Source organism: Paenibacillus sp. FSL L8-0470, from assembly GCF_038008625.1.
Lineage (GTDB): Bacteria > Bacillota > Bacilli > Paenibacillales > Paenibacillaceae > Paenibacillus_AQ.
The window spans coordinates 3,811,233-3,834,939 of sequence record NZ_JBBOZM010000001.1; the positions used below are offsets into that span (position 1 = coordinate 3,811,233).

Below are 23,707 nucleotides of genomic sequence, written 5' to 3' on the forward strand. Positions count from 1 at the left end.
TAATTCAATTCAGCTGATGAGGAGTGGGTAGCTATCAAGGTGTTAGTGGTCGGATCGAATGGACAAATCGGACAGCACCTTATTCAACTGTTGAAAGAAAGCAAAGATCACACCGTCCGGGCGATGGTACGGAATAAAGAACAAGCCGATGCATTTGTACAACAGGGAGTCGAAACTGTTCTCGCGGATTTGGAAGGGACAGTAGACTCCATTGCAACGGCCGCCAAGGGTTGTGACGCTATTGTGTTTACGGCTGGATCAGGTGGAAAAACGGGTGATGACAAAACACTGTTAATTGATTTGGACGGTGCAGGAAAAACTATTGAAGCTGCTGAAAAAGCAGGCATTGACAGATTCATCATGGTCAGTGCAATTCAGGCGAATAACCGGGACAACTGGCACCAGAATATTCTACCGTATTACGCAGCTAAGCATTATGCAGACAAAGTGCTCGAAAGCAGCAGTCTGACATACACGATTATACGTCCAGGAATTTTGTTGAATGAACCAGGAACGGGAAAAGTGTCTGCTGCGGAGAATATCACTGTTGGCAGTATCCCTCGTGAAGATGTAGCACGTACCATTGTGGCTGCTTTGGAAAAGAAGCACACCTATAAGCGTGCTTTTGATCTGATTTCTGGTTATGATCCGATTCCTGATGCATTGCAAAAGTTCTGAAAAAACCATAACCTGAAAGTACATACATGCTTGCGCATGCATGATAACTTTAACATATAAGAGCAAAAGGGAGCGTTTATCCATGAAAGATTTGTTTAGTCCGTATTCTTTTAAAAGTTTAAATTTGAAAAACCGTGTTGTGATGCCTCCAATGTGTCAATACTCCGTCGACAATAAAGATGGAATTTCCACAGATTGGCATTACATGCACTATGTTAGCCGTGCTGTAGGCGGAACTGGTTTAATCATAATTGAAATGACTGATGTGGAGCCCGATGGGCGCATTTCCGATTTCGATCTTGGTCTTTGGTCAGATGATCAGATTCCGGCTCTGAAACGGATTGTAGATGCTTGTCATAGTCACGGTGCCAAAGTGGGAATCCAAATCGCGCACGCTGGACGCAAGGCGGAAGATGCTGAAGTTCCCGTAGCCCCGTCAGCTATCGCTTTTGATGAAAATTCTAAACAACCCCGGGCACTTACCACCGCAGAAGTAAAAGGAATGGTTGAGAAATTCCGCACTGCTGTAGCTCGAGCTGTCCAGGCTGGATTCGATACTATCGAGCTTCATGGCGCGCATGGCTATTTGATCCATCAATTTCATTCTCCGCTTACGAACAAACGGGACGATGAATATGGGAAAGATCTTACATTATTTGGCCGGGAGGTCATTCAGGCTGCAAAGGCCGAGATGCCGGAGGACATGCCACTAATCATGCGTATATCAGCTAAAGAATACGTTGAAGGTGGTTATGGGCTTCAGGAAAGCCTTGCTTTTGCCAAGGAATATCAAGATGCAGGAGTAGACATGTTTGATGTTTCATCAGGTGGCGAGGGAGCTATTGCTGCATGGGGCAGACCAGGAACTCACGCAGCTTATCAAGTACCGCTCGCTAGAGATATCAAACAAGCACTCGATGTTCCAGTGATCGCTGTTGGAAGATTGGATGATCCAATTTTGGCGAATGCAGTCATAGGAAATGAAGAGGCAGATTTGATTGCTGTCGGAAGAGGAATGCTGAGAAATCCATATTGGGCCTTAGAAGCTGCATCAAAGCTGAGAAAAGAAACAGCAATTCCTAAACAGTATACTAGTGGATTTGGATTCTAAGCCCGATTTGTCGAGAAATTAATGGGTTTAATACGAAAAAAACTTAGGAGGTTTATGATGTTTAATACCGAATCAGTACAACCATTACTCCGTCCCTTTACTTTAGGAAATCTTAATCTGTCTAATCGGACAGTAATGGCGCCAATGACCCGGAATCTGTCGCCCAATGGGGTTCCTGGAGCAGACGTTGCTGCATACTATCGCCGGAGAGCCGAAAATAATGTGGGTCTGATCGTAACAGAAGGCACGGTTATTGATCATGCGGATGCATCAAATCAGGAGAATGTCCCTTTCTTTTATGGTGAAGAAGCATTGAATGGCTGGGCAAATGTTGTGTCTGAGGTTCATGAAGCCGGCGGCAAAATTATCCCTCAAATCTGGCACATGGGTGCACGGGGCAACGTCAATGATTATTCCGAGTCCGAAATCAGTGACATCGTTGATGCTTTTGCACAATCGGCAGCTGAAGCCAAGCGCATTGGTTTTGATGGAATTGAAATCCATGGAGCTCACGGCTATTTGATTGACCAGTTCTTTTGGGAGAAAACTAATGAGCGTACAGATCGTTACGGAGGCAGCATGATTGCACGTACCCGCTTTGCGGAAGAAGTCATCCGGGCTTGCCGCCAAGCCGTGGGTCCCGACTTTACCATCGTGCTGCGCATCTCACAGTGGAAAGGAACGGAATATACAGCCAAATTAGCGAAAACACCCGACGAGCTTCAACAATTTCTGCAACCTTTGGTTAACGCTGGAGTGGATATTTTTCATTGCTCGACACGTCGTTTCTGGGAACCGGAATTTGAAGGCTCTGACTTGAATCTTGCTGGTTGGGTTAAGAAGCTTACAGGCAAACCAACTATTACTGTGGGTTCGATTGGCCTTGATGGTGATTTCATGACTCTTTTCACCGAAGGAAAAGGTGCAGAGAATGCAAGTATCGAGAGATTGGTTCAAAAGCTCGAAAATCAAGAATTCGATCTGGTTGCTATCGGTAGAGCCTTGCTTGTAGACCCTGCATGGGTCAGTAAAATTCGGGATGGGAAATTGGATGAATTGATTCCATTTACTCCTGAAGCACTCAAAACTCTTTATTGATCGGTAAATAAACCTCTATATAGATTGAACTTATAATTCTTCTATTTTGGGATTGGCCGTGACTACAGTGAATGTTTAGACTTCCGGCCGCTGTTAGATTTGGATTTCCTGAATTTAGCCGCGAATCGCGGTAGAAATCCAACCTTGCCCATGCTTCCGAAGCGAGCTTTCCTGCGGAAAGCTTTCAGGCGGGCGCTATCGCTCCTCCAGTTCCCAAATTCCCCTCCGCCACTTTTCCCTAAATGTATATTCTCAAGTTCAATATAGAAAACAAAAGACTGGTATTATACCGGTCTTTTGTTTGTTTTTCTTTTGTTCGTCAATCCATGTAACAGAATATGCAGCCCCCAAATGTTAAATTAACGGGGACACGGGTGGAAGTTCGGGCTGTCCGACTATCTATACACGTTGAATGGTACAATGTGAATATAAATAGAAATTAACACTACCCGGAGGGATGTTTGTCATGAGCGAATCGAATCAGGAGTATATCGTAATTTCGGGTGCGAGGGAAAACAATCTCAAGAACGTATCCTTGCGCATTCCAAAGCGGAAGATCACGATCTTCACCGGGGTGTCCGGATCCGGCAAGTCATCGATCGTCTTCGATACGATCGCCGCAGAATCCACACGATTGCTGAACGAGAACTTCAGCATGTTCGTGCGAAATTTTCTGCCCCGTGTTCCGCAGCCGGATACAGATGCGATTGAGAACCTAAGCATGGCTGTTATTGTGGATCAGAAGCGGCTGGGTGGGGGATCCCATTCCACGTTAGGCACGATTACTGATATTTCTCCCATTCTCCGGCTTCTCTTCTCCCGCGTAGGCCAGCCCTATGTTGGACAAGCGCACATATTCTCGTTTAACGATCCGCAAGGTATGTGCCCCGAATGTAACGGACTTGGCCGTCGGCTTGGCGTCGACATGAGCAAGGCGCTGGACAAGTCAAAGTCGCTCCATGAAGGGGCTATTCTGCTGCCGGACTATTCAGTGAACGGCTGGGAATGGAACATGATCGTGCAGTCAGGAGACTTCGATCTCGACAAGAAATTGAGCGATTATTCGGAAGAGGAACTGGAGCAGCTGCTGTACGCCAAGGCAAGAAAAGTTAAGATGGATTTCGCCGGCAAGGCAACAAATATTACAGTGGAAGGCGTCATTGAGAAGTTCACCAATAAATACATCAAGCAGGATGTGAAGATGAAGTCCGAGCGCACACAGAAAGCTGTTGCGCCGTATATTTCCGAGGGGCCTTGCTCCAGCTGCCACGGTGCGAGACTCAGTCAGGCTACGCTCAGCTGCAGGATCAATGGTCTCAATATTGCGGAGCTATCCTCCATGGAGGCCGGGAACCTCATCCGCGTCATTCGTGAGATTGATAACCCTGTCGCCGTGCCGGTCGTCAAGTCGCTGACGGAGCGGTTGCAGCATCTGGTGGATATCGGACTTGATTACTTAACGCTGGACCGTGAAACGGATACTTTATCCGGCGGCGAGTCACAGCGCGTCAAGATGGTTAAGCACCTAAGCGGCAGTCTTGTGGATGTCACCTACATCTTCGATGAGCCCAGCGTGGGTCTGCACCCCCGTGATGTTCACCTGTTAAATGAACTTCTGCAGAAGCTGCGTGACAAGGGCAATACTGTGATTGTTGTCGAGCATGATCCCGATGTAATCAAGGTGGCGGATCATATCGTCGATGTCGGGCCTCACGCCGGCAGCCATGGCGGCAGCATTGTGTATGAAGGAAGCTTCCAAGGCCTGCTGGAAGCCGGTACGCTGACAGGCACACATCTGAAACGTCCGCTCCAGTTGAAGCAAGAGTGCAGGCAGCCTTCCGGTAAGCTGTCCATCAAGGAGGCGACACTTCACAACCTGCGGAACGTGAGTGCAGATATTCCAACCGGAGTGCTGACAGTAGTAACGGGTGTTGCCGGTTCCGGTAAGAGCACGATGATTAACGAAGTCTTCCTCAGTCAGCATCCTGACGCTATCGTCATCGACCAATCGGCAATAGGAGTGTCAACACGTTCGAATCCCGCGACTTACACAGGCATAATGGATGATGTGCGTAAGGCGTTTGCATCCGCGAACAAGGTGAATCAAGGCTTGTTCAGCTTCAACTCCAAGGGGGCTTGTGAGAACTGCCAGGGACTGGGTGTTGTGTACACAGACCTTGCCTTCCTCGACAGCGTGAAGCTGCCCTGCGAAGTATGCGGAGGCAGACGATTCAAAGAAGAGGTGCTCGCGTACAAGCTGAACGGCAAGTCAATTGCAGAAGTGCTGGAGATGAATGTGGAGCAGGCGTTGGCGTTTTTTAAGCTAAAAGAGGTTGTGCGAAAGCTCCAGGCGATGAGTGATGTGGGGCTGAATTATATTACACTCGGCCAGCCGCTCAGCACGCTTTCAGGCGGGGAATGCCAGCGCATCAAGCTGGCCAGCGAGCTGCATAAGAAGGGCAGTATCTATGTGATGGACGAGCCGACGACCGGCCTGCACATGTCAGATATCGGTCACCTTCTGGAGATCATAAACCGCCTCGTGGATACCGGCAATACGGTGATTGTTATCGAGCACAACCTCGATGTGATCAGCCAAGCGGACTGGATCATTGATATGGGACCGGATGGAGGCAGCAAGGGCGGCCAGGTTGTGTTCGAAGGTACACCTCTGCAGATCATCCATGCGGAGCAGTCGATCACGGGAAGATACCTGATGTAATTAATGGCCGGAAGAGTTAACGAATTAATTTAAGATGATGGTAACTAACAATACCGCCCTCGAAAAGGGCGGTATTGTTAGTTACATATGAGGTTAGAATTGAAAGTCTTCATCCTTCAGCGGTTCCACGTTAAGCGCCCGGATATATCCGTTGCCTTTCTTCGAGAAGAAGTCATGCTGCTTGGTGTGGGTACTGATGCCGTTCTGAACAATCGGATTGATCTCTTCCTCGTCGAACAGAGGATCATGGCCCAGATTCATCATCGCTTTGTTAGCGTTGTATCTGAGGAAGGTCTTAACCTCGTCCACCAGTCCGATGGGAGCATAGATCTGCTCCGTATAACGTTCTTCATTCTCATGCAGCAGGCGGAGCAATCCTACCAGTGTCTGATGCAGGTCGCGCTGCTCGTCTTCCGCAATTCCGTCAAAGATTTCCTGCGCGAGCACACCGACATATACCCCGTGAATGCTCTCATCCCGCAAAATAAGGTCGATGATCTCACCGCTGCAGGTCATTTTACCCTGGCCGGCCAGATACAGCGGATAGAAGAAGCCGCTGTAGAACAAGTAGCTCTCCAGCAGCACGGAGGCCGCCATAGCGAGATACAGGTCTTTAGGCGAGTCTATATTTTTGTAATATTGTGATATGGTCTCCGCCTTGAACTGCAGGTACGGGTTCTCTTCCACCCAGCGGAATACACTGTCTATCTCCTCTGTGGAGGCTAATGTGGTGAAGATGCTGCTGTACGACTTGGCGTGAATCTGTTCCATCATGCCCATGAAGCCCAGCACGGCCTTGCGCTGAAGGCCTTCAACATGCTCCATAATCTGGGGCATGCCGACCCCTCCTTGAATCGTATCCAGCAGTGTCAGTCCGCCCAGCACCTTCATATAAGAGTCCTTTTCCCGCTCACTGAGCGTGAGCCAGGACATTTTATCATCGGACAATGGAATTTCATCATCCGTCCAGAATTGCATAATGTTCTGATTCCAGAACATCAATGAGAAATCGTCGTCGGGACGGTTCCAGTTAACGGCTTGAATAGCGCTCATAATCGTGCAATCTCCTTTTTTTACGGCAATAGCCTTCCATTTAGATCGAGCAGGTGAGGCATTCCTCGACGGACAGCTTTTTGGTCCGGGTGTAATACAGCGACTTCAGTCCTTTATGTGCTGCATACAGGTAGGAGCGGGCCAGTTCCCTGGTGGATACATCGCTGTTGACATGCAACACGGTCGAGATGCCCTGGTCGATATGAGGCTGAATTTCCGCGATCAGGTCAATGACCTTGAACTGATCCATCTGGTAAGCCGATTTATAGAAGAACACATTGTCCGGCCGCAGGTACGGCATCGGATAGTATGTGGTTGAATTGGCATAAGTCCGGGTCTCAATCTGCTCCACAATCGGCATAACGCTCGAAGTGGCATTCTGGATATAGGAAATACTGGCTGTTGGCGCAATCGCCAGGCGGTAAGCATGGTACAGACCGTTAGACATTACTGCATCCCGCAATTGTTCCCAGTCTGCAGGCGACGGGATATACATATCCCCGAACAGCTCCTGCACTCTTGGTGTAGCCGGACGGTAATCCGTTGTCAGGTAACGCTCAAAATAAACGCCGGTGGCGTAGTCTGATGCCTCGAAGCCATGGAAAGATCTGCCGGTTGCAGCAGCGATCTCCATGCTCTTCTCCAGGGAGTGGAAGTTCATTGTCATGAAGAAGGTCCGGGCAAAGTCGCGGGCTTGCTCGCTTTCATAAGCGATGTTGTTCTTCGCGAGATAGCCGTGAAGATTCATGACGCCTAGACCAACAGAGTGCATCTCTTTGTTCGCTTTAGCTACGCCAGGGGCATTGGAGATACTGGTCATGTCGCTGACGGCAGTCAGGGCGATCATACCTTCATGTACGGATTCACGGATCTTGCCGTGCTCCATCACGTTGACAATATTCAGGGAAGCCAGATTACAGCTTACATCGCGGCGGATGGTATCCTCCTGTCCGTAATCGGCAATCTCGGTGGTCTCCTGGAGCTGGAAGATTTCGGTACAGAGGTTGGACATTTTGATCTGTCCGACATTTTTCAGGGCATGGGCCGCATTGGCGTTGCTCTTGTTCATAATATAAGGGTAGCCGGATTCCAGCTGGATCATGGCAATTTTGGTCAGCATATCGCGTGCACTCATGGCCTTCTTTTTCTTGACACGCGGATCGGCCAGCAGCTTATCGTACATGTCATCCAGATCCATATCGTCGAGATGTGTGCCATAGGCTTTGTACACAGTATATGGGGCAAATACATGCAGCGGTTCATTGTCCTTCGCCAGCTTATAGAAGCGATTCGGTATGATCAGCCCAATGGACAGAGTTTTAAGCCTTGTTTTCTCGTCGGCGTTAATCTTCTTGCTGTCGAGGAATTCCAGGACATCCCAGCCAAAAATGTTATAGTAGGCTGCTCCTGAGCCTTTGCGTTGACCCATTTGATCAGCATAGGAGAAGCCGTCCTCCATGAGCTTGAGCACAGGCATGATGCCCTTGGCTGCATCCTCGACACCCTTGATCGTCTCCCCGCGTGAGCGCAGCTTGGACAGGTTGACTGCCACACCGCCGCCGATCTTGGACAGCTGCATGCAGGTATTGAGCACGTAGTTGATCGAATTGAGCGAGTCGTCCATTTCGATAAGGAAACAGGAGACAAGCTCTCCACGCCGGCTTTTACCGGCATTCAGGAAGGTAGGAGTTGCCGGCTGCAGACGCTGCTCCATCATCGAACGGGCAAGCACTCCGGCAGTATCGGCGTTGCCGCGTCCCAGGTGGAGGGCGACTGCCGCCACACGATCCGGGTAGTGCTCCAGATATTGCTTGCGGTCATTGCTTTTTACAGCGTAGTCCATGTAGAATTTCGAAGCTGCCATATAGGAAGGGAAGCTGAAGTTGTAGCTATGGGCGATCTGGTAGACTTGCTCAATTTCCTCTACGCTGTACTGCCCGTAAAAGTTCTCGTAGAAATCCTGTTCAATCATGTAATCGACCTTAGCTTTTGTATTTGCAAAAACCAGGCTCCGCCGCTCTACATCCCGCATAAATTCGGCTACTGCCTCAAGGTCTTTGTCCAGTTGAAAGAAGCCGCTCTCGTCCCGCTTCATTAACATGTTATTCAGTTCAATATGCCGCAACCCGGCTCACCTCCTGTTTAATTCGTTCCACATCGCCAAATGTACCCGATAACTCAAATTTACCGATAACCGGCACATTGTACTGGTCTGCAATCAAGTCTGCACTGTTTGCGAACAGCTTGCCCCAGTTCTTATTGCCGCTGGCAGCAATGCCTTTCAGATTGGCATAATTATTCCCCAAGAAAGCAGACACCTTCTCTGGAATCTGTCCAAAGCCGGTGGTATATGTAATTAGCACATAGGGCTCGTCAATCGTCATATGCTCCTCAATCTGCACAGCCGGCAGCTTCAGCTTGCCGATGAAGCGTTTGACGTTTCCTGTTTTTGAATCATACGCGACTAGCATGGTGTCAGTCCCCCTGTAAATATTGAAACTACTCTTAAAATTGTAAAGATTGAATTGCTTAGTTTTAAATACTGAAAAATCATATTAACACTATATTTAGTGTGCGTTGTTTATTTTAATCACTATATGTTGGAAAGTCAATATTGACAAACCGCCTTATTCGTTATAAATCCGACTAGTAAGCGCTTTGCTAGAGGAGCGGAATCCCATAACTTCAGGCGGTGCAAGCACTTTTCCACTTCTGAAGTAGCTGACACGTTTGTAAGGGGGCTACCCATTACCTTATTATCTGGTCTTTATACGGTCCGTTGACTGAATATTGCTATAATCAATCAAAATATAGCAAGATCCCATGAAAGAATATCAATATTATTATATTTGTGTTTCGATTTGAAGTTGGATCAGATTACAAATACCCCAATAGAGGAGAACCCTAAAGATGGTTACGTTATTACTAATGATTATTTATCTCGCATTTATGGGTCTGGGATTGCCAGATGCTTTACTAGGCAGCGCTTGGCCCATTATGCAAGACGATATTGGTGCTACAACGGAAATGGCAGGTTATATATCGTTAATAGTCTCATTCTGTACGGTAATATCGAGTTTATTTGCCAGCAGATTGTTGCACAGATACGGTACGGGGAAGGTAACCTTGTTCAGTATACTCTCTACGACTATTGCTTTGCTTGGATTCTCTATTTCATCAGATTTCATATTTCTAATTCTACTTGCTATTCCTTTGGGCTTGGGAGCAGGTTCCGTGGACGCTGCACTGAGTAACTATGTAGCACTGCATTTCAAAGCCAAGCATATGAGCTGGTTACATTGTTTTTGGGGAATTGGAGCATTTACGGGTCCAATTATAATGTCGTTTTGGCTGAACCGTGATAACAACTGGCGTGCAGGATACGTTACAGTAGGCTTACTTCTGCTTACTATAGCAGTGATATTATTGGCCTCTTTGTCTTTATGGAAGATTTTTGAGAAGGGAAGAATAGAAGAGGGAAGCGATGAAAAGAAGCTTGTCAGTAACAGGGAGGCTTTGCGAATCCCAGGGGTGAAAATGTCCATGGTTACCATGCTCTGTTACAATGGCTCGGAAACAGCTGCTGGTCTATGGATGGCATCTTTTTTTATTGGGAATAAAGGGGTTTCTCCTGGCACAGCAGCGGCCTTATCCTCCTTATTCTATATTGGAATTATTATTGGAAGAATCATATCAGGATTTCTGTCGACAAACGTATCCAGTAAAAACCTGATAAGATATGGTGGAATCGTTGGCTGTTTTGGACTTTTGATTCTTGTTTTACCTGTCCCTTATTGGATTTCTGCAGGTGCCCTATTTATTGTAGGATTGGGCGGAGCACCAATTTATCCAAGTATTGTTCATTCCACACCGGAACGTTTTGGCAAAATAGCTTCCCCAAGTGTCATTGGACTTGCAATGGCAAGCGCTTATACTGGTTCAACACTTATCCCATCGTTGATGGGGATATTTGCAAGTCAATTGGGAATGATTATGGTTCCTGTTATTCTGCTCATTCTTTTTAGCATCATGCTGGTATCTTCTGAAATGGTTAACATAGTTTACAAACGTAAGGTTCGATAGGACAAGCGCATTTGGAACTGCTGGAGCGATCCTTTTATAAAGGTCAAATAGAAAGCCGCCTAAATGGCGGCTTTTTACGTTCTCCCCAAAATGGGGAAATCTTAAATTCAATCATACTCAATGTATATTTCAATCTCCCTTAGTAATCTCAATGAACTTGCTGGCCGCGGTCGTCAGCGGCATGTTGCGCATGGTCATCATGCCCACCCGGGCTGGGGGAAGCTGAACATCCAGTTGAATCTCGAAGAGAGAACCTTCCTCCAGCTCCTTGGACACGAATTCCCGGGTCACGAACGAAATGCCGAGTCCTTTGCGGGCAAACTCTATCAGCAGGCCAACGCTGCCGACCTCGAATTCGGGCTTCAGCTCATATCCGTAGCCTTGAAACAAGTCCGTAATCGCCATACGTGCACGGCTGCTGCGGGAGAAGAGGATAATGGGGTACTGAAGCAGTTCCTCAATCGAGAGCACCTTCTGGTTCAGCTCGGCATAGTGGCTGCCCGCGATGAAACAGTCCTGCAGCTGAAGTCCCTGCCGCACCTCAAGCTGGGGATCAGTAATCGGCATGCGCACTACGCCCAGATCGACGAGGCCTTCTTTTAAATATGAAATGACCTCCGGCGTCGTTCCGTGGATCAGATGAAGCCGGATGCCAGGGTAGCGCTGGTGAAAGATTTCGATAAAAGGCAGCAGATAATGCTTGAACAGTGAATCACTGCCGCCAATCCGCAGTTCGCCGTTGTCAAGGTTTTTGAGCTCGGCCATTTTCTTCTCGGCTTGGGTGATAAGGATATGGGATTGTTCAATATAGGAGTACAAAGTGGCCCCCTCAGGTGTCAGCACGACGCCCTTGGAATTCCGGGTGAAGAGGGTAAGGCCGAAGCTGTCCTCCAGTTGCTTAATCGCATGACTGACGCTTGGCTGGGTAATGTACAGGGATTTGGCGGCTTGGGTCAGGCTTCCAGTCTTGGCTGCCCAGTAAAAAACCTTGTATAGCTCGAAATTGTTCATAGACATGGTCTATAGCTCCTGTGAAATATATTAATTACTTGTATGGATCGTATTTGTATTATAGTGTAACCAGGAAAGATAAACCAGAGCAAAAGGAGAATGGAGATGGAGGCAACCACATTTGTTTTATTTGGAGCGACAGGGGATTTAGCCCGAAGAAAAATCTACCCCGCGCTGTATAATCTGTTTCTCGACCACAAGCTGCACCATTCATTCTCTGTGATTGGTCTTGGCAGAAGAGAACTTGCTGATGAAGCCTTTCAGGCTATGGTGGAGCGGTCTATCCGGGATTTCTCCCGGCGGGAAGTGAATGTTTCTGCGTCCGTGCGCAGCTTTCTGAAGGCCTTCCGATATAATGTGCTGGATGTAGGGCATACAGAGGATTATCTTAAACTGCTGCAGCGGATTGAGAAGCAGGAAGAAAGCATGGGCAGTTCCCCGAACCGGATGTTCTATTTATCTGTCGGTCCTGAGTTTTTTGAGCCGATTGCCTTGAACATTAAGGAAAGTGGCCTGGGTGCCGCCAAAGGCTGGAAACGTCTGTTGATTGAGAAGCCCTTCGGACATGACCTGCAGTCTGCGCAGGCGCTGAATCTGAAGCTGAGCGAAGCGTTTAGTGAGGATGAAATTTTCCGGATCGACCATTACCTGGGTAAGCCTATGGTGCAGGAGCTGGATGTATTCCAGCAGACGAATCCGGTGCTTCACGCACTCTGGAACAACCGCTACATTGCCAACGTGCAGATTACTGCGGGGGAAACGGTGGGCGTGGAAGAAAGAGCGGGTTATTACGATCATGTGGGTGCACTGAGAGACATGTTCCAGAATCATATGCTGCAGCTGCTGATGATGCTTGCGATCCGCTTGCCGAAAGACAGCTCCGCAGACGAGGTGCGCTACAAGAAAAAAGAAGTTATGGAAGCCCTGGAACCGTTGGAAGAAGCGGATATCCAGTTTAAAGTGATCCGTGGGCAGTACACTGCTGGTACCATCAAGGGCAAGCCGGTTCCAGGCTATCTCTCTGAACCGGGAATTCCGGCAGGTTCGATGAACGATACATTTATTGCAGCCAGACTTACGATCGATGATCCATTCTGGAAAGGTGTGCCGTTCTATATCCGAACCGGGAAGAGAATGAAAGAGAAATCGACACGGATTGTGATTGAATTCAAGGAGCCGCTCAAGCAGAACTCGTCAGCCGCCGAGGATGATATCCCCAATCTTCTGGTGTTCGAGATCAGCCCGAACGAGGGGATTACGCTACAGCTCAAGGCAAGAGATCCCCAGCATAAGGGGAAGTTCAAAGCAATGCATATTGACTTCCATACCAGATCTATTGAGATCCCTGAGGCTTATGAGAACCTGATTTATGATGCCTTACACGGAGATCCGTCATTTTTTGCACATTGGAATGAGGTGGAGCTGTCCTGGAAATGGGTGCAGCCGATCCTGAATGCTTTTGACAAGAATACGGCTCCTCTTCATTCCTACGCTGCGGGCACGTTCGGACCTGAAGAATCGAACCAACTGCTGGCGAAGGATGGAAATCACTGGTGGCTCGACTCTGCGATTGAAGAAGTAAGCGAGCTATCTTTGCCTGATGCTTCAAATTTTTAAAACTAATATTAGTTCAACTAAAAATGGAGGTTTACGAATATGAAATTTTTTATCGATACTGCAAATGTGGAAGACATTAAAAAAGCATACCAAATCGGTGTACTGTCCGGAGTCACAACGAATCCTTCTCTGGTAGCCAAAGAAGGCGTGAAATTTGAAGACCGCATTGCCGAAATTCTGCGCACTGTGCCAGAGGTAGAGTCCGTATCCGCTGAGGTAACACCGGATGCCGTCACTGCGGAAGAAATGATTGAACAAGCGAACGAGCTGATCAAGATCAATAATTATGATAAAAACATTACGATCAAGCTCCCGATGACGCTCGCAGGCCTGGAAGCCTGCCGGTATCTGACTAAAAAAGGCGTGAAAACAAACGTGACGCTGATCTTCACGGTGAACCAAGCGCTGCTGGCTGCCCGTGCAGGAGCTACTTATGTATCGCCATTCCTGGGCCGTCTGGATGATATTTCAGAGGATGGGGTGCAATTGATCGTAAAAGTTGCCGAGCTATTCCGCATTCATAACCTGGATGCGCAGATTATCGCTGCTTCGGTCCGCCATCCGGACCATGTGACCCGCGTTGCCATGGCCGGTGCGCATATTGCCACTATTCCGTTCAGCGTGATCGAGCAGATCTCCAAACATCCGCTGACCGATCAGGGACTGGAGAAGTTCGCTGCCGACTGGAAGAAAGCGCCGCAGGTCTAATTGTCCTGCACATATCATAGGGAGGTTTATTGACGATGGGTAAACAGCAGATTGGTGTGGTCGGCTTAGCCGTCATGGGTAAGAATCTGGCCTTGAATATGGAGAGCAAAGGGTTCTCGGTGGCACTGTATAACCGTTCCCGGGAGAAAACCGATGAGCTGCTTGCAGAAGCAGCGGGCAAAAATTTCGCAGGTGCCTACAGTATTGAAGAGTTCGTTCAGTCTCTGGAGCTGCCGCGCAAAATCATGATTATGGTCAAGGCCGGCAAGCCAACCGATGATACGATTCAGCAGCTGGTGCCGCATTTGTCGCCAGGGGATATCCTGATTGACGGCGGGAACGCCTTTTTCCCGGATACGCAAAGACGGAACAGAGAGCTTCAGGCTCAAGGCTTTCGCTTCATCGGCGCAGGGGTATCGGGCGGTGAAGAAGGGGCGCTGAAGGGACCCGCCATTATGCCGGGCGGACAAAAGGACGCTTATGAGCTGGTGGAGCCAATCCTGACCGCCATTTCGGCCAAAGTGAACGGCGATCCGTGCTCCACTTACATCGGAGAAGATGGAGCCGGTCACTATGTCAAAATGGTCCATAACGGCATCGAATACGGCGATATGCAGCTTATTGGCGAAGCGTATCAGTTATTGAAGGATGTACTGGGACTGGATACCGATGAGCTGCATCAGATTTTCTCGGAATGGAACCGAGGCGAGCTTAGCAGCTATCTCATCGAGATTACAGCCGACATCTTCGCCAAAGCAGACCCGGACACAGGCAAGCCGATGGTCGATGTGATCCTGGATTCCGCCGGACAAAAGGGGACGGGCAAATGGACGAGTCAAAATGCACTCGATCTGGGCGTTCCGTTGTCCATCATTACTGAATCCGTCTTTGCACGCTTCATCTCTGCCATGAAGGAAGAGCGTGTGGCTGCAAGCAAGCGCCTGAAGGGACCTGAGGTCAAGAGCTATGACGGAGACGCCAAGGCATTCATCGAGGCAGTCCGCAAAGCGCTCTATGCCAGCAAAATCGCTTCGTACGCCCAAGGCTTTGCCCAGATGAGAGTGGCTTCGGATGAATATAACTGGAACCTGAACTACGGCAGCATTGCGATGATCTTCCGCGGAGGCTGCATTATCCGCGCAGGCTTCCTGCAAAATATCAAGGACGCCTATGACCGCGACCCTGAGCTCAAAAACCTCTTCCTGGATGAGTATTTCAGCAGTGTGGTTCATAACTACCAGGAAGCGTGGAGAGATGTAGTTGCGATTGCCGTCAAAAGAGGAATTCCGGTTCCGGCCTTCGCTTCCGGGCTGGCCTACTATGACAGCTACCGCTCCGAACGTCTCCCGGCCAACCTGCTGCAGGCACAAAGAGACTACTTTGGAGCGCATACCTTTGAACGGGTGGATCAGCCGGGAAGCTTCCATTTTCAATGGATGAACAACAACGAATAATAAGCTATCATCAGATATAAATATCTTTGCAGAAGTCCGGGTGAATAAGCCCGGGCTTTTTTAGCATCTGAGGGATTACGGAGTAAAGAGCCGCTCAACCTTCATTGAGTCATTTAGTAGCTCGATTTCAATGATTATGTGGGATACATAAAATAAATTAAAGTAAACAGCCAGCAAATCCACCACTTTTAATGAGTTGGTGATTATGCACCGATCTGCGTCCGTAAGTGAAACTGCCCCTAAGCTAAGGCTGTAGCCCAGATGAGAATCCCTCTAATAATATGTTGTAAATGCAACAATAATATTATAAAATATTAAACATGGGCGACAAGTTAAAAATTGATGGAATTGCAGAATATCTTAATCTTATATAAAGGAGCTTCCTAGAATGTCAGTAATAATAAAGAAGTGCAGCCGTGAAGATTTACAAATACTACAGCAAATTAGCGTTGAGACATTCAATGATACGTTTAAACATCAGAATTCACCTGAAAATATGAAAACCTATTTAGAAAAAGCATTTACCTATAAACAGTTGGAAAAGGAATTGAGCAATGTTTTTTCAGAATTCTTTTTCATCTTTTTTAATGAAGAACTTGCCGGATATCTAAAAGTAAACATCAATGATTCCCAATCTGAAAAAGCAGGTGATGAGTCACTAGAAATTGAAAGAATCTATATAAGAAACAATTTTCAAAGAAAAGGGCTTGGAAAATATCTAATAGACAAAGCAATGGAAGTAGCGGTGATACAAAATAAAAAGATGATCTGGCTAGGAGTTTGGGAAAAGAATGAGAAGGCCATTGATTTTTATAAAAAAATCGGTTTTGTTCAAACGGGAGCTCACTCTTTTTACATGGGTGATGAAGAACAAATTGATCTTATCATGACCAAAACATTCGCCTGAAAGTTATTCCTAACTGTGCGATTCCCTTCATATTGCCCCTTACAAGGTGCTGAACACGATATTGCGCAGCTTGCGCGTAATTGCCATCGTGCCGGCATCTTTTTTTTGAATCATAAATAGTATAGTCAGACCTTCTTGAGGACTGTTGCTGAAGTACGCCCCCAGCCAGCCGTCCCAGCCGTATTCACCTTGGCTGCCGATAAATCCGGCTTTTCCGCAGTCGGTCATGATGCGCATCTGATTGCCGTAGCTATGTCCGCGCAATGTATGCCACGTATCGAAGCCTTTTTGCTGCCAATCGGTTAAAGCTGCAGACGTTAAATATTTAACTGTTCCGGGCTTCAATAGTTGAACACCTTTTAAGCTGCCTTGATTCATTAGCATTGTTGTAAACTTGGCGGAATCGTCAATCGTAGACACAAGTCCCGCTCCGCCCGACTCAAATGCCGGATCAAGGTCCATCTGATGGCCAATGCCCAGGTGGCTTTCCGCATACAGCTTCAAACCGCCTTCACCATCATCCTGATAGGTTTTCACAAGGCGTTCTCTTTTTCCTTCAGGCAGCCAGAAACCGGTATCTTTCATTTCCAGCGGTTCGAAGATTTCCTTTTTCAAAAATTGCCCATACCGCATGCCGCTAACCGCTTCCACAATCGCACCAAGGACGTCTGCCGAGGTTCCGTATTGCCAGTACGATCCCGGCTCGAACGAAAGAGGGCCCTTACCTAGGCAGTTTGCAAATTCCATTGTGCTCATCGCGTTTTCACTGTACAAACGGCTGCCCAGTTCTTGGAACAGAGCATCCGTATACTGTCCGGCTTTGTCCGTTCCGCCATATACCAATCCCGATGTCATGTTCAGCAGATCGTGAATGTTGACTTCCCGGCTGACAGGCACCAGTTCGCCATTTTTTTCGACCTGTTGATTTTGGAAGCCCGGGATATAACGGCTAACAGGATCGAATAAATCAATATCCCCACGCTCGAGCAGCATCATGACGGAAGTGGCGGTAATCGGCTTCGTCATCGAATATAAACGAAAAATCGAATCCCTTGTAATAGGACGTCCCGACTCAAGATCGGCCAAGCCGTCTTCATGGTAAAAAACTTCTTTGCCGTTTTTGATCAGCATGAAGTTTGCTCCTGCGATTTCCTTGTTGCCGATACTTGTTTTCAGCGTTTTTTTCAATTGGTTGGTTAAGTTTGACTCCAGCATGTCACTTATGTCTCCTTCTCGAATAACTTCACTTTAACTAAAGCGGATGTTAACCATTCGTTATAGAAAATATTAAGCGCTTTCGGACAGATTGTATAGTGCCACGGTGGAACGCAATCCGGTTAACCTGCAAAACGAATACAATATAACTCTTATTCCACCGAATAGTTTTCCATAAGATATGCTGTCTCCTCGGCATTATTTGGGGTATATTGGAAGGAGTAAATCAATCCAAATGTAGTACCGGACAGGCTAGCTCAATGATTTCGCGGATACTCATTGGACGAGCATGAATTCAGCATTGTGATGGAGGAGAAAAATAAATGTCAGATGTAGTGATCCGGATACCCGTTGAATCGTGGTCAATAACGGAATTGACGAAGGAGACATATTGCTGCTGTTTCCAGCCTGTACAGATTTGGGGAGACGATGTTGAGGTTGAAATCTTCCTGCCCACGGCAATCGGAAGTAAGGAAATGGCAAAAGATGCAGCTATAAGTGCCGTTCCTTTATTGGAGAAGGAGCTTGCCTGGCTTCAGATGAACAAGGGAGAACTCGGTAAGGCGATGGAGTGGGCTAAAGAGCGGGCCGAGGAATGGATATGGGATGACCCGGATTTTGTTGAGCTATCAGACAATGAAGGCTATGTGGAGCTGGACGGGCATACTGTTAGAGTCCCTATTTCGGATGAAGCTTTTTTAAACAGCTTGTTTCTATGGAGTGTTGTTTTTGAGCAGGTAGATGGTGCCGGTTCGTTTAAGATGTCAATTGAGCTTGGGAACAAACCGGATTATTTTGCCGGACATCGGATACATATGGACATAGATGAACACAAAAATTTTGTAAACCAAGGTTTATAAGGAGGATGGGGACATATGACAGAGAAGGCGAAGACACTGTGGCAGCGCATTATTGCCAAAGGCAGCCGGAATAATCCGGGGTACGAAGCGAGTTTGAATTTACAGCCTGGCGCTAGCAGAGAAGAACTTGATGGGCTTGCCAGTACGCTGGAGGTTGTACTTCCGCAGGAGTTGAGGGACTTCTACAGCATATATAATGGTCAGGATTGGGAAGCAGGCTCGGAGTGTTTTGTCCGAAATCTATCGCTGTCGCCGCTTGAAAAGATTCTCGAGGATTGGGAATTTCTAAATGAAGAGTTTGATCCGGATGACATGGAACCGGAGATTGCCCCGCAGATCAAGCCGTTCCTGTGGAATCCGCGGTGGATCCCTATTGCCAGCAACGGGGGTGGCGATCATCTCTGTGTAGACACGGACCCAACTGGAGAAGGGACCTTTGGGCAGTTGCTCTATTTTTATCATGACTGGGGAAACCGGTCTGTTGAGGCGGCAGGCTTGTTTGACTTTATTGAACAATGCTTGAATGAAGAGGAGTGAGAAGATAGAGGTAGATTCTGCATAGAACCATAAAAAATGGTATCCTCAAAAAGTGAAGGGGCAGCATAGCCTTATGAAACTAGGACATATAATGATTTTCGTCAATGACATGACAAAGGCGAGATGGTTTTATTCTGAATTACTAGGTTTGCAAACACTGTTAGAGCAAGAAAACAAGCTTGTATTTGCCCTTGACGGCTGTCAGCTTATAGCTTTCAAGTGTGAAAAGACCAAAGAAATTGGAGATTATTCAAACGAGGCTAGAACAGTTTTGGTGTTTGAGGTCGTGTCCGTTGAGCAAACTTATAAGGAAATGAAGGATAAGGGTATTCAATTTTTGCATGATAAACCTACTGAAGGGCGATATGCTGCTTTCGTTGATCCGTTTGGTAACGTGCATGAAATCGCTGAATCGTTCGCAATATCGATGTTTTCTGAGGGCAGCTGATCTTTGATGAATTCAAACAAACGGAGGCTATTTTCCTTGTCGCTGGGGTGGTAGGTGTTTTGGAGGTGTGGATCAGTGAAGGTATGAACAAGCCGCGTCAGTTGATATCCAAGTGTCTTTATTAGGTATTAATGAAGATGGATATTTGACAGTTGGGAAGCATAAAAATAGTGAGACCGGAATACCGGATGCAGAATTCACAAAAAACAACTCGAAAGGGAGTAGGTTATGGACATCGAAAAAATCAAACAGATTATAAATTCTGGGGAGATGTATGATGACGCAGGTGATGATGTAGCAGAAGTTAGGTCACGCGCTTTAACCATGTGCCGGGAATATAATCAAAAAGTAAATACAAATGAAGGCTACGATATGTCTATATTGAAAGAATTGTTTTCAGACGTGGGTGAGAATGTATATATTGAATCTAACTTCCGTTGTGAGTTTGGATTCAATATCTCTATGGGACACGATGTGTATATTAATCACGACATGATTATTCTTGATTGTAACGAAGTGAAAATTGGAAATGATGTCTTTATTGGGCCACGAGTGGGGTTATATGCAGCAAATCATGCGGAGGATCCGTTTGAACGGGCGGATAAAGGAGTCTATTCGAAACCAATTACTTTAGGGGATCGGGTATGGCTGGGGGGAGACGTTAAAGTTACTCAGGGTGTGACTATAGGCGAAAACAGCATTGTTGGTGCTGGAAGCGTAGTGACCAAAGATATTCCTCCTAATGTCATTGCTGCAGGAAATCCGTGCAAGGTTATTAGACCGATTAAATTTTCCGATCGTCCTTGGAGAAGATAAGTATATTGAATGGATTTTCCGGACGATCTTGAAGACAGGGTATTCATCAACTCATTTAAATGGGTTGATTTTTTTTGCCCCAAATAGAGGGAATCGGCTAAAAAGTCTGTTCTTATCCTATTGCCACAAAGCCTGAGGTTATCCTTCCATCCATCCTTATCCCCTTAATTCCGGTTATAAAATCATTCTTTACCGTCCGTTCTAATTATGTTATATTGTTGGCATGGGAGGAATACGCAGATAAAAAGCCACGTTTCATTGAAAATGAATATGGCCGTCTAGACATACTGTTTTTTTTGCCCAAATAAGAACGATCGTTCTAAAATGTACTTAAAGCTCATTTACACTAATTTCATGTTATGGAGGAGAGAATATTATGAAGTATACAGTTATTACAGGAGCAAGTTCAGGGATTGGATATGAGGCGGCATTGGCGTTTGCTGCACGTGGCAAAAACTTAATTTTGGTTGCTAGAAGATTGGACAAATTAGAAGAACTCAAATCAGCAATTCAGGATATTGATCCTACTGTTAATGTTATTGTTCGTACAAGTGACCTGTCTGTTACAGATCAGGCCCACACACTGTATAGCAGTCTAAAGGAATACCAAATTGAGACCTGGATTAACAATGCGGGGCTCGGTGAAGCTGCTTTTGTAGTTGAGCAGAATTTAGATAAAGTTGAAACTATGTTACGTGTTAACATCGAATCCTTGACGATCCTTTCTACACTATATGTGCGAGATTATGCTGATGTAGAAGGAACTCAGTTAATTAACGTCTCTTCCGCACTCGGATATGCCATTGCTGTTGGGAATGTTGCTTATTCTGCATCTAAATATTACGTTAGTGCCTTCACAGAAGGGCTTGCAAAAGAACTAGAAATGAAAGGCGCAAAACTAAAAGCAAAAGTTTTAGCACCAGCAATAACGGAAACAGAATTCGTGAAGAAATCATTAGATGCTGAAGAGTTTGATTACAAAGCAAACATGCCTAAGTACCACACTGCCAAACAAATGGCGGGCTTTATGGTGGATCTTTATGATAACAACGAAGGGGTCGGGATTGTAGACCAGAACTATGATTTCAATCTGAGGGGCAGAATCTATCCAATAATTTCAGAATCTTAAGTTCAGAGAACCGGATAAAGGTGAAACATGGCGTACAACTGAAGATTGTGCGCCATGTTTTTAGTCTAAAGATGTTCGATGCTATCCCCAATTTAGCAAAGGAAGAGGATGAATATGAGAGCAGCTCAAATACAGAAATATTCAAAAATAATACAAGTGGAATTAAATGATGTTAACATACCAGAGATCAATAGCCATGAGGTACTTGTCAAAGTAAAAGCTGCAGGTGTAAATCCACTGGACATCCTTAATCTGAATGGCAGTGTTCGGATGATTGCCGACTATAAGTTTCCATTAACTTTAGGGAATGAACTATCAGGAATTATTGAAGCCGTTGGAGATGATGTTTTGAATTTTAAGGTTGGTGACCCTGTTTATACGAGATTGCCGCTTATTAAAATCGGTGCTTTTGCTGAATATGCAGCCGTGAATGAAGATGCTTTATCCATCATGCCTGAAAATCTATCTTTTATTGAAGCAGCTGCAGTACCCCTTACTGCCTTGACTGCTTATCAAGCATTACACGATGTACTCCATGCCCAACCGAATAAAAAGCTATTCATTCCTGGAGGAACCGGAGGTTTTGGTGCTATGGCAATCCCCATTGCCAAATCAATGGGATTATATGTTATTACAAGCGGCAGTGAAAGAGGAAAATCACGTACACTGTCGATCGGGGCTGATCAATTCATAAATTACAAGGCAGAGAATTATGCTAACATACTGTCAAATATCGATTATGTGATCGACACCTTGGGTACCCAAGAGATCAAAGCTGAACTGGGCATTTTAAAACCACAAGGGAAACTGGTATCATTGAAAGCAGGACCTAATTATCGCTTTGCGGCTGATAATCATTTTCCGGTGTGGAAAAAAGCATTGTTTGGCCTAGTAGGTGCTCGTTTAGATTCTTTAGCGCGTAAGAAACAAAATGAATATCGTTTTTTATTTGTGCAAGACAACGGAAGTCAATTACAAGAAATCACCAAACTTGTTGAAAAAGAAAATATTAAACCCTCTATAGATTCAACTTATACGTTTGGTGATATTAACAAGGCGTTGCTTAAAGTGTCGACGGGCCATTCCCAGGGCAAAGTTATTCTGACCTTCTAAATAACAAGTAACTTAAGCGACGTTGCTCGCGTGTTCTGAGTAAAAACAAATTATATCCAACGCCCAGAAGCAAAGAATTCGAAAAGGGGAAATAAATATGAGAATAGAGTTACATAAGCAAAGTGATATTGATATTTTAACTGATATTTGGTATAGAGTCTCAATTCAAGCACATGATTTTATCGCTCAAGAATATTGGCTTTCTCAAAAAACGGAGATGAGAGATAAATACATTCCCATGTCGGACACCTATGTAATTTACAATCAAGCAGAAATTGTTGGGTTCGTTTCTATGGTTGATGACTATTTAGCGGCACTTTTTATTGATACGTCATATCAAAAAAATGGTTATGGAAAAGAATTAATTAATTTCATGAAAAGTCAAAAATCAAAAATCACATTAAAAGTATATAAAGAAAATACTTCAGCAACACGCTTCTATGAGAAGAACGGCTTTACTATTAAAGAAACTCTATTAGATGAAAACACTAATCAGGAGGAATATCTAATGGAATGGGAGGAGTCATAAAGGATACAAGTTCTTGTCCTTTGCGCAGGACAAGAACTTGGTCTGATTGGCGAATAGATCAATGTCTAGTACCATGGATTGAATTCATCCAGAATTCGGACTCATTCTTGGCGTATCAAGTCAAACAAGCAGCTTCTCCATAATCATCACGTCAGTCGGCTTTCCATCTAAAATTCCTTGGTTCTCAAATACACCGACTTCACGATATTTCATTTTTCGATACAAACCTTGCCCATTTCCATTGAAAGGGAAGGTAAACAAGACGATTTTATAAAACTCATTTTTTCGGGCTTCTTCTTCTAAAGCTTCCAATAGTATGGATCCGATGCCTTGGCCTCGATACTCCCTATGAATATAGATGGACAAATCAGCCACTCCACGATATGCGCAGCGAAGAGAATAATGATTTAAAGACGACCAGCCAATGATGCCCTGATCATCTTCGGCGACCAGAATCGCAAATCTTCCTTGATGATCATCAAACCAGTTATTTATGAAGGGAAGATCTTTCGTTTCTTCTTCAAGAGTAGCAATTCGATCTTCGATGCCTTGATTATAAATGTGAAGAATATCCTCTACATCTGCATAAGTTGCCTTCCGAACGCTAATGTTCTGCAT

General features: G+C 45.9%; 22 protein-coding genes. 16 read left to right on the forward strand and 6 right to left on the reverse strand.

The features are described 5' to 3' along the window. Positions 1-33 precede the first annotated feature (33 nt). From NST99_RS17200 to NST99_RS17215, 4 genes are all read left to right on the forward strand, one after another. Complete coding sequence (locus tag NST99_RS17200; protein WP_341097676.1) at positions 34-678, forward strand: SDR family oxidoreductase; 645 nt, start codon at positions 34-36, stop codon at positions 676-678. Between the two features lie 82 nt (positions 679-760). Beyond that, positions 761-1,789: an NADH:flavin oxidoreductase/NADH oxidase gene (locus NST99_RS17205; RefSeq protein WP_341093305.1), complete on the forward strand. Its 1,029-nt coding sequence runs from the start codon at positions 761-763 to the stop codon at positions 1,787-1,789. Positions 1,790-1,846: 57 nt separating this feature from the next. Further along, complete coding sequence (locus tag NST99_RS17210; protein WP_341093306.1) at positions 1,847-2,887, forward strand: NADH:flavin oxidoreductase; 1,041 nt, start codon at positions 1,847-1,849, stop codon at positions 2,885-2,887. 466 nt (positions 2,888-3,353) lie between these two features. Then, positions 3,354-5,609 carry an excinuclease ABC subunit UvrA gene (locus NST99_RS17215; protein ID WP_341093307.1) on the forward strand — a complete coding sequence of 752 codons (2,256 nt, stop codon included), beginning with the start codon at positions 3,354-3,356 and terminating at the stop codon, positions 5,607-5,609. 93 nt (positions 5,610-5,702) lie between these two features. Here the strand turns inward: NST99_RS17215 and nrdF are convergent, their stop codons facing one another. From nrdF to nrdI, 3 genes are read right to left on the reverse strand one after another with little or no spacing between them, the layout of a single operon-like run. Then, positions 5,703-6,662 (reverse strand): class 1b ribonucleoside-diphosphate reductase subunit beta, encoded by a 960-nt coding sequence (nrdF, locus tag NST99_RS17220; RefSeq protein ID WP_341093309.1) that lies wholly within the window; start codon positions 6,660-6,662, stop codon positions 5,703-5,705. 40 nt (positions 6,663-6,702) lie between these two features. Continuing rightward, positions 6,703-8,787 carry a class 1b ribonucleoside-diphosphate reductase subunit alpha gene (nrdE, locus tag NST99_RS17225; protein ID WP_341093310.1) on the reverse strand — a complete coding sequence of 695 codons (2,085 nt, stop codon included), beginning with the start codon at positions 8,785-8,787 and terminating at the stop codon, positions 6,703-6,705. Then, the gene (gene nrdI, locus NST99_RS17230; protein WP_038592234.1) at positions 8,774-9,133 is read right to left on the reverse strand and encodes a class Ib ribonucleoside-diphosphate reductase assembly flavoprotein NrdI; all 360 of its coding nucleotides are present in this window, start codon (positions 9,131-9,133) and stop codon (positions 8,774-8,776) included. Before nrdI ends, nrdE begins: the two co-directional genes overlap by 14 nt. Before the next feature lie 439 nt (positions 9,134-9,572). Between nrdI and NST99_RS17235 the strand changes: the two genes are divergently transcribed. Next, a complete protein-coding gene (locus NST99_RS17235) occupies positions 9,573-10,745 on the forward strand; it encodes an MFS transporter (RefSeq protein ID WP_341093311.1) in 1,173 nt (390 codons plus the stop codon). A 129-nt stretch (positions 10,746-10,874) separates the two neighbouring features. Here NST99_RS17235 and NST99_RS17240 read toward each other — a convergent pair whose 3' ends face one another. Continuing rightward, complete coding sequence (locus tag NST99_RS17240) at positions 10,875-11,762, reverse strand: LysR family transcriptional regulator (protein ID WP_038592247.1); 888 nt, start codon at positions 11,760-11,762, stop codon at positions 10,875-10,877. Between the two features lie 99 nt (positions 11,763-11,861). Between NST99_RS17240 and zwf the strand changes: the two genes are divergently transcribed. The 4 genes from zwf to NST99_RS17260 all read left to right on the forward strand — a co-directional run bounded on the left by zwf (position 11,862) and on the right by NST99_RS17260 (position 16,442). Further along, positions 11,862-13,373, forward strand: coding sequence for a glucose-6-phosphate dehydrogenase (gene zwf, locus NST99_RS17245; protein WP_341093312.1), 1,512 nt, complete (start codon positions 11,862-11,864; stop codon positions 13,371-13,373). Between the two features lie 39 nt (positions 13,374-13,412). Continuing rightward, the gene (gene fsa / locus NST99_RS17250) at positions 13,413-14,081 is read left to right on the forward strand and encodes a fructose-6-phosphate aldolase (protein WP_341093313.1); all 669 of its coding nucleotides are present in this window, start codon (positions 13,413-13,415) and stop codon (positions 14,079-14,081) included. Between the two features lie 35 nt (positions 14,082-14,116). Next, positions 14,117-15,535, forward strand: coding sequence for an NADP-dependent phosphogluconate dehydrogenase (gene gndA / locus NST99_RS17255; RefSeq protein WP_341093314.1), 1,419 nt, complete (start codon positions 14,117-14,119; stop codon positions 15,533-15,535). Between the two features lie 388 nt (positions 15,536-15,923). After that, the gene (locus NST99_RS17260) at positions 15,924-16,442 is read left to right on the forward strand and encodes a GNAT family N-acetyltransferase (RefSeq protein ID WP_341093315.1); all 519 of its coding nucleotides are present in this window, start codon (positions 15,924-15,926) and stop codon (positions 16,440-16,442) included. Between the two features lie 39 nt (positions 16,443-16,481). On the opposite strand, the gene NST99_RS17265 is transcribed toward NST99_RS17260, so the two are convergent. After that, positions 16,482-17,657, reverse strand: coding sequence for a serine hydrolase domain-containing protein (locus NST99_RS17265; RefSeq protein ID WP_341093316.1), 1,176 nt, complete (start codon positions 17,655-17,657; stop codon positions 16,482-16,484). Between the two features lie 323 nt (positions 17,658-17,980). Between NST99_RS17265 and NST99_RS17270 the strand changes: the two genes are divergently transcribed. The 7 genes from NST99_RS17270 (at position 17,981) to NST99_RS17300 (ending at position 23,089) form a co-directional block, all read left to right on the forward strand. Continuing rightward, positions 17,981-18,517 (forward strand): DUF2262 domain-containing protein, encoded by a 537-nt coding sequence (locus NST99_RS17270; RefSeq protein WP_341093317.1) that lies wholly within the window; start codon positions 17,981-17,983, stop codon positions 18,515-18,517. Positions 18,518-18,532: 15 nt separating this feature from the next. Next, a complete protein-coding gene (locus NST99_RS17275; protein WP_341093318.1) occupies positions 18,533-19,054 on the forward strand; it encodes an SMI1/KNR4 family protein in 522 nt (173 codons plus the stop codon). Between the two features lie 73 nt (positions 19,055-19,127). Beyond that, positions 19,128-19,502, forward strand: coding sequence for a VOC family protein (locus NST99_RS17280; RefSeq protein WP_341093319.1), 375 nt, complete (start codon positions 19,128-19,130; stop codon positions 19,500-19,502). A gap of 228 nt (positions 19,503-19,730) precedes the next feature. Continuing rightward, positions 19,731-20,318 (forward strand): sugar O-acetyltransferase, encoded by a 588-nt coding sequence (locus tag NST99_RS17285; protein ID WP_341093320.1) that lies wholly within the window; start codon positions 19,731-19,733, stop codon positions 20,316-20,318. 376 nt (positions 20,319-20,694) lie between these two features. After that, a complete protein-coding gene (locus NST99_RS17290) occupies positions 20,695-21,447 on the forward strand; it encodes an SDR family NAD(P)-dependent oxidoreductase (RefSeq protein ID WP_341093321.1) in 753 nt (250 codons plus the stop codon). A 114-nt stretch (positions 21,448-21,561) separates the two neighbouring features. Beyond that, entirely contained in the window at positions 21,562-22,560 is a 999-nt protein-coding gene (locus NST99_RS17295) for an NADP-dependent oxidoreductase (RefSeq protein ID WP_341093323.1), read from the forward strand. Positions 22,561-22,657: 97 nt separating this feature from the next. Next, on the forward strand, positions 22,658-23,089 hold the full coding sequence (locus NST99_RS17300) for a GNAT family N-acetyltransferase (protein ID WP_341093324.1): 432 nt from the start codon (positions 22,658-22,660) through the stop codon (positions 23,087-23,089). A gap of 120 nt (positions 23,090-23,209) precedes the next feature. On the opposite strand, the gene NST99_RS17305 is transcribed toward NST99_RS17300, so the two are convergent. Next, positions 23,210-23,707 (reverse strand): arsinothricin resistance N-acetyltransferase ArsN1 family A, encoded by a 498-nt coding sequence (locus tag NST99_RS17305; RefSeq protein WP_341093325.1) that lies wholly within the window; start codon positions 23,705-23,707, stop codon positions 23,210-23,212.

Coding starts and splice junctions, on each gene's coding strand:
- fsa (WP_341093313.1), top strand. CDS start 13,413: ATGAAATTTTTTATCGATACTGCAAATGTGGAAGACATTAAAAAAGCA.
- NST99_RS17300 (WP_341093324.1), top strand. CDS start 22,658: ATGAGAATAGAGTTACATAAGCAAAGTGATATTGATATTTTAACTGAT.
- nrdI (WP_038592234.1), bottom strand. CDS start 9,133: ATGCTAGTCGCGTATGATTCAAAAACAGGAAACGTCAAACGCTTCATC.
- NST99_RS17285 (WP_341093320.1), top strand. CDS start 19,731: ATGGACATCGAAAAAATCAAACAGATTATAAATTCTGGGGAGATGTAT.
- gndA (WP_341093314.1), top strand. CDS start 14,117: ATGGGTAAACAGCAGATTGGTGTGGTCGGCTTAGCCGTCATGGGTAAG.
- NST99_RS17290 (WP_341093321.1), top strand. CDS start 20,695: ATGAAGTATACAGTTATTACAGGAGCAAGTTCAGGGATTGGATATGAG.
- NST99_RS17215 (WP_341093307.1), top strand. CDS start 3,354: ATGAGCGAATCGAATCAGGAGTATATCGTAATTTCGGGTGCGAGGGAA.
- nrdF (WP_341093309.1), bottom strand. CDS start 6,662: ATGAGCGCTATTCAAGCCGTTAACTGGAACCGTCCCGACGACGATTTC.
- NST99_RS17205 (WP_341093305.1), top strand. CDS start 761: ATGAAAGATTTGTTTAGTCCGTATTCTTTTAAAAGTTTAAATTTGAAA.
- NST99_RS17270 (WP_341093317.1), top strand. CDS start 17,981: ATGTCAGATGTAGTGATCCGGATACCCGTTGAATCGTGGTCAATAACG.
- NST99_RS17240 (WP_038592247.1), bottom strand. CDS start 11,762: ATGTCTATGAACAATTTCGAGCTATACAAGGTTTTTTACTGGGCAGCC.
- NST99_RS17295 (WP_341093323.1), top strand. CDS start 21,562: ATGAGAGCAGCTCAAATACAGAAATATTCAAAAATAATACAAGTGGAA.
- NST99_RS17260 (WP_341093315.1), top strand. CDS start 15,924: ATGTCAGTAATAATAAAGAAGTGCAGCCGTGAAGATTTACAAATACTA.
- zwf (WP_341093312.1), top strand. CDS start 11,862: ATGGAGGCAACCACATTTGTTTTATTTGGAGCGACAGGGGATTTAGCC.
- NST99_RS17210 (WP_341093306.1), top strand. CDS start 1,847: ATGTTTAATACCGAATCAGTACAACCATTACTCCGTCCCTTTACTTTA.
- NST99_RS17275 (WP_341093318.1), top strand. CDS start 18,533: ATGACAGAGAAGGCGAAGACACTGTGGCAGCGCATTATTGCCAAAGGC.
- NST99_RS17235 (WP_341093311.1), top strand. CDS start 9,573: ATGGTTACGTTATTACTAATGATTATTTATCTCGCATTTATGGGTCTG.
- NST99_RS17305 (WP_341093325.1), bottom strand. CDS start 23,707: ATGCAGAACATTAGCGTTCGGAAGGCAACTTATGCAGATGTAGAGGAT.
- NST99_RS17265 (WP_341093316.1), bottom strand. CDS start 17,657: ATGCTGGAGTCAAACTTAACCAACCAATTGAAAAAAACGCTGAAAACA.
- NST99_RS17280 (WP_341093319.1), top strand. CDS start 19,128: ATGAAACTAGGACATATAATGATTTTCGTCAATGACATGACAAAGGCG.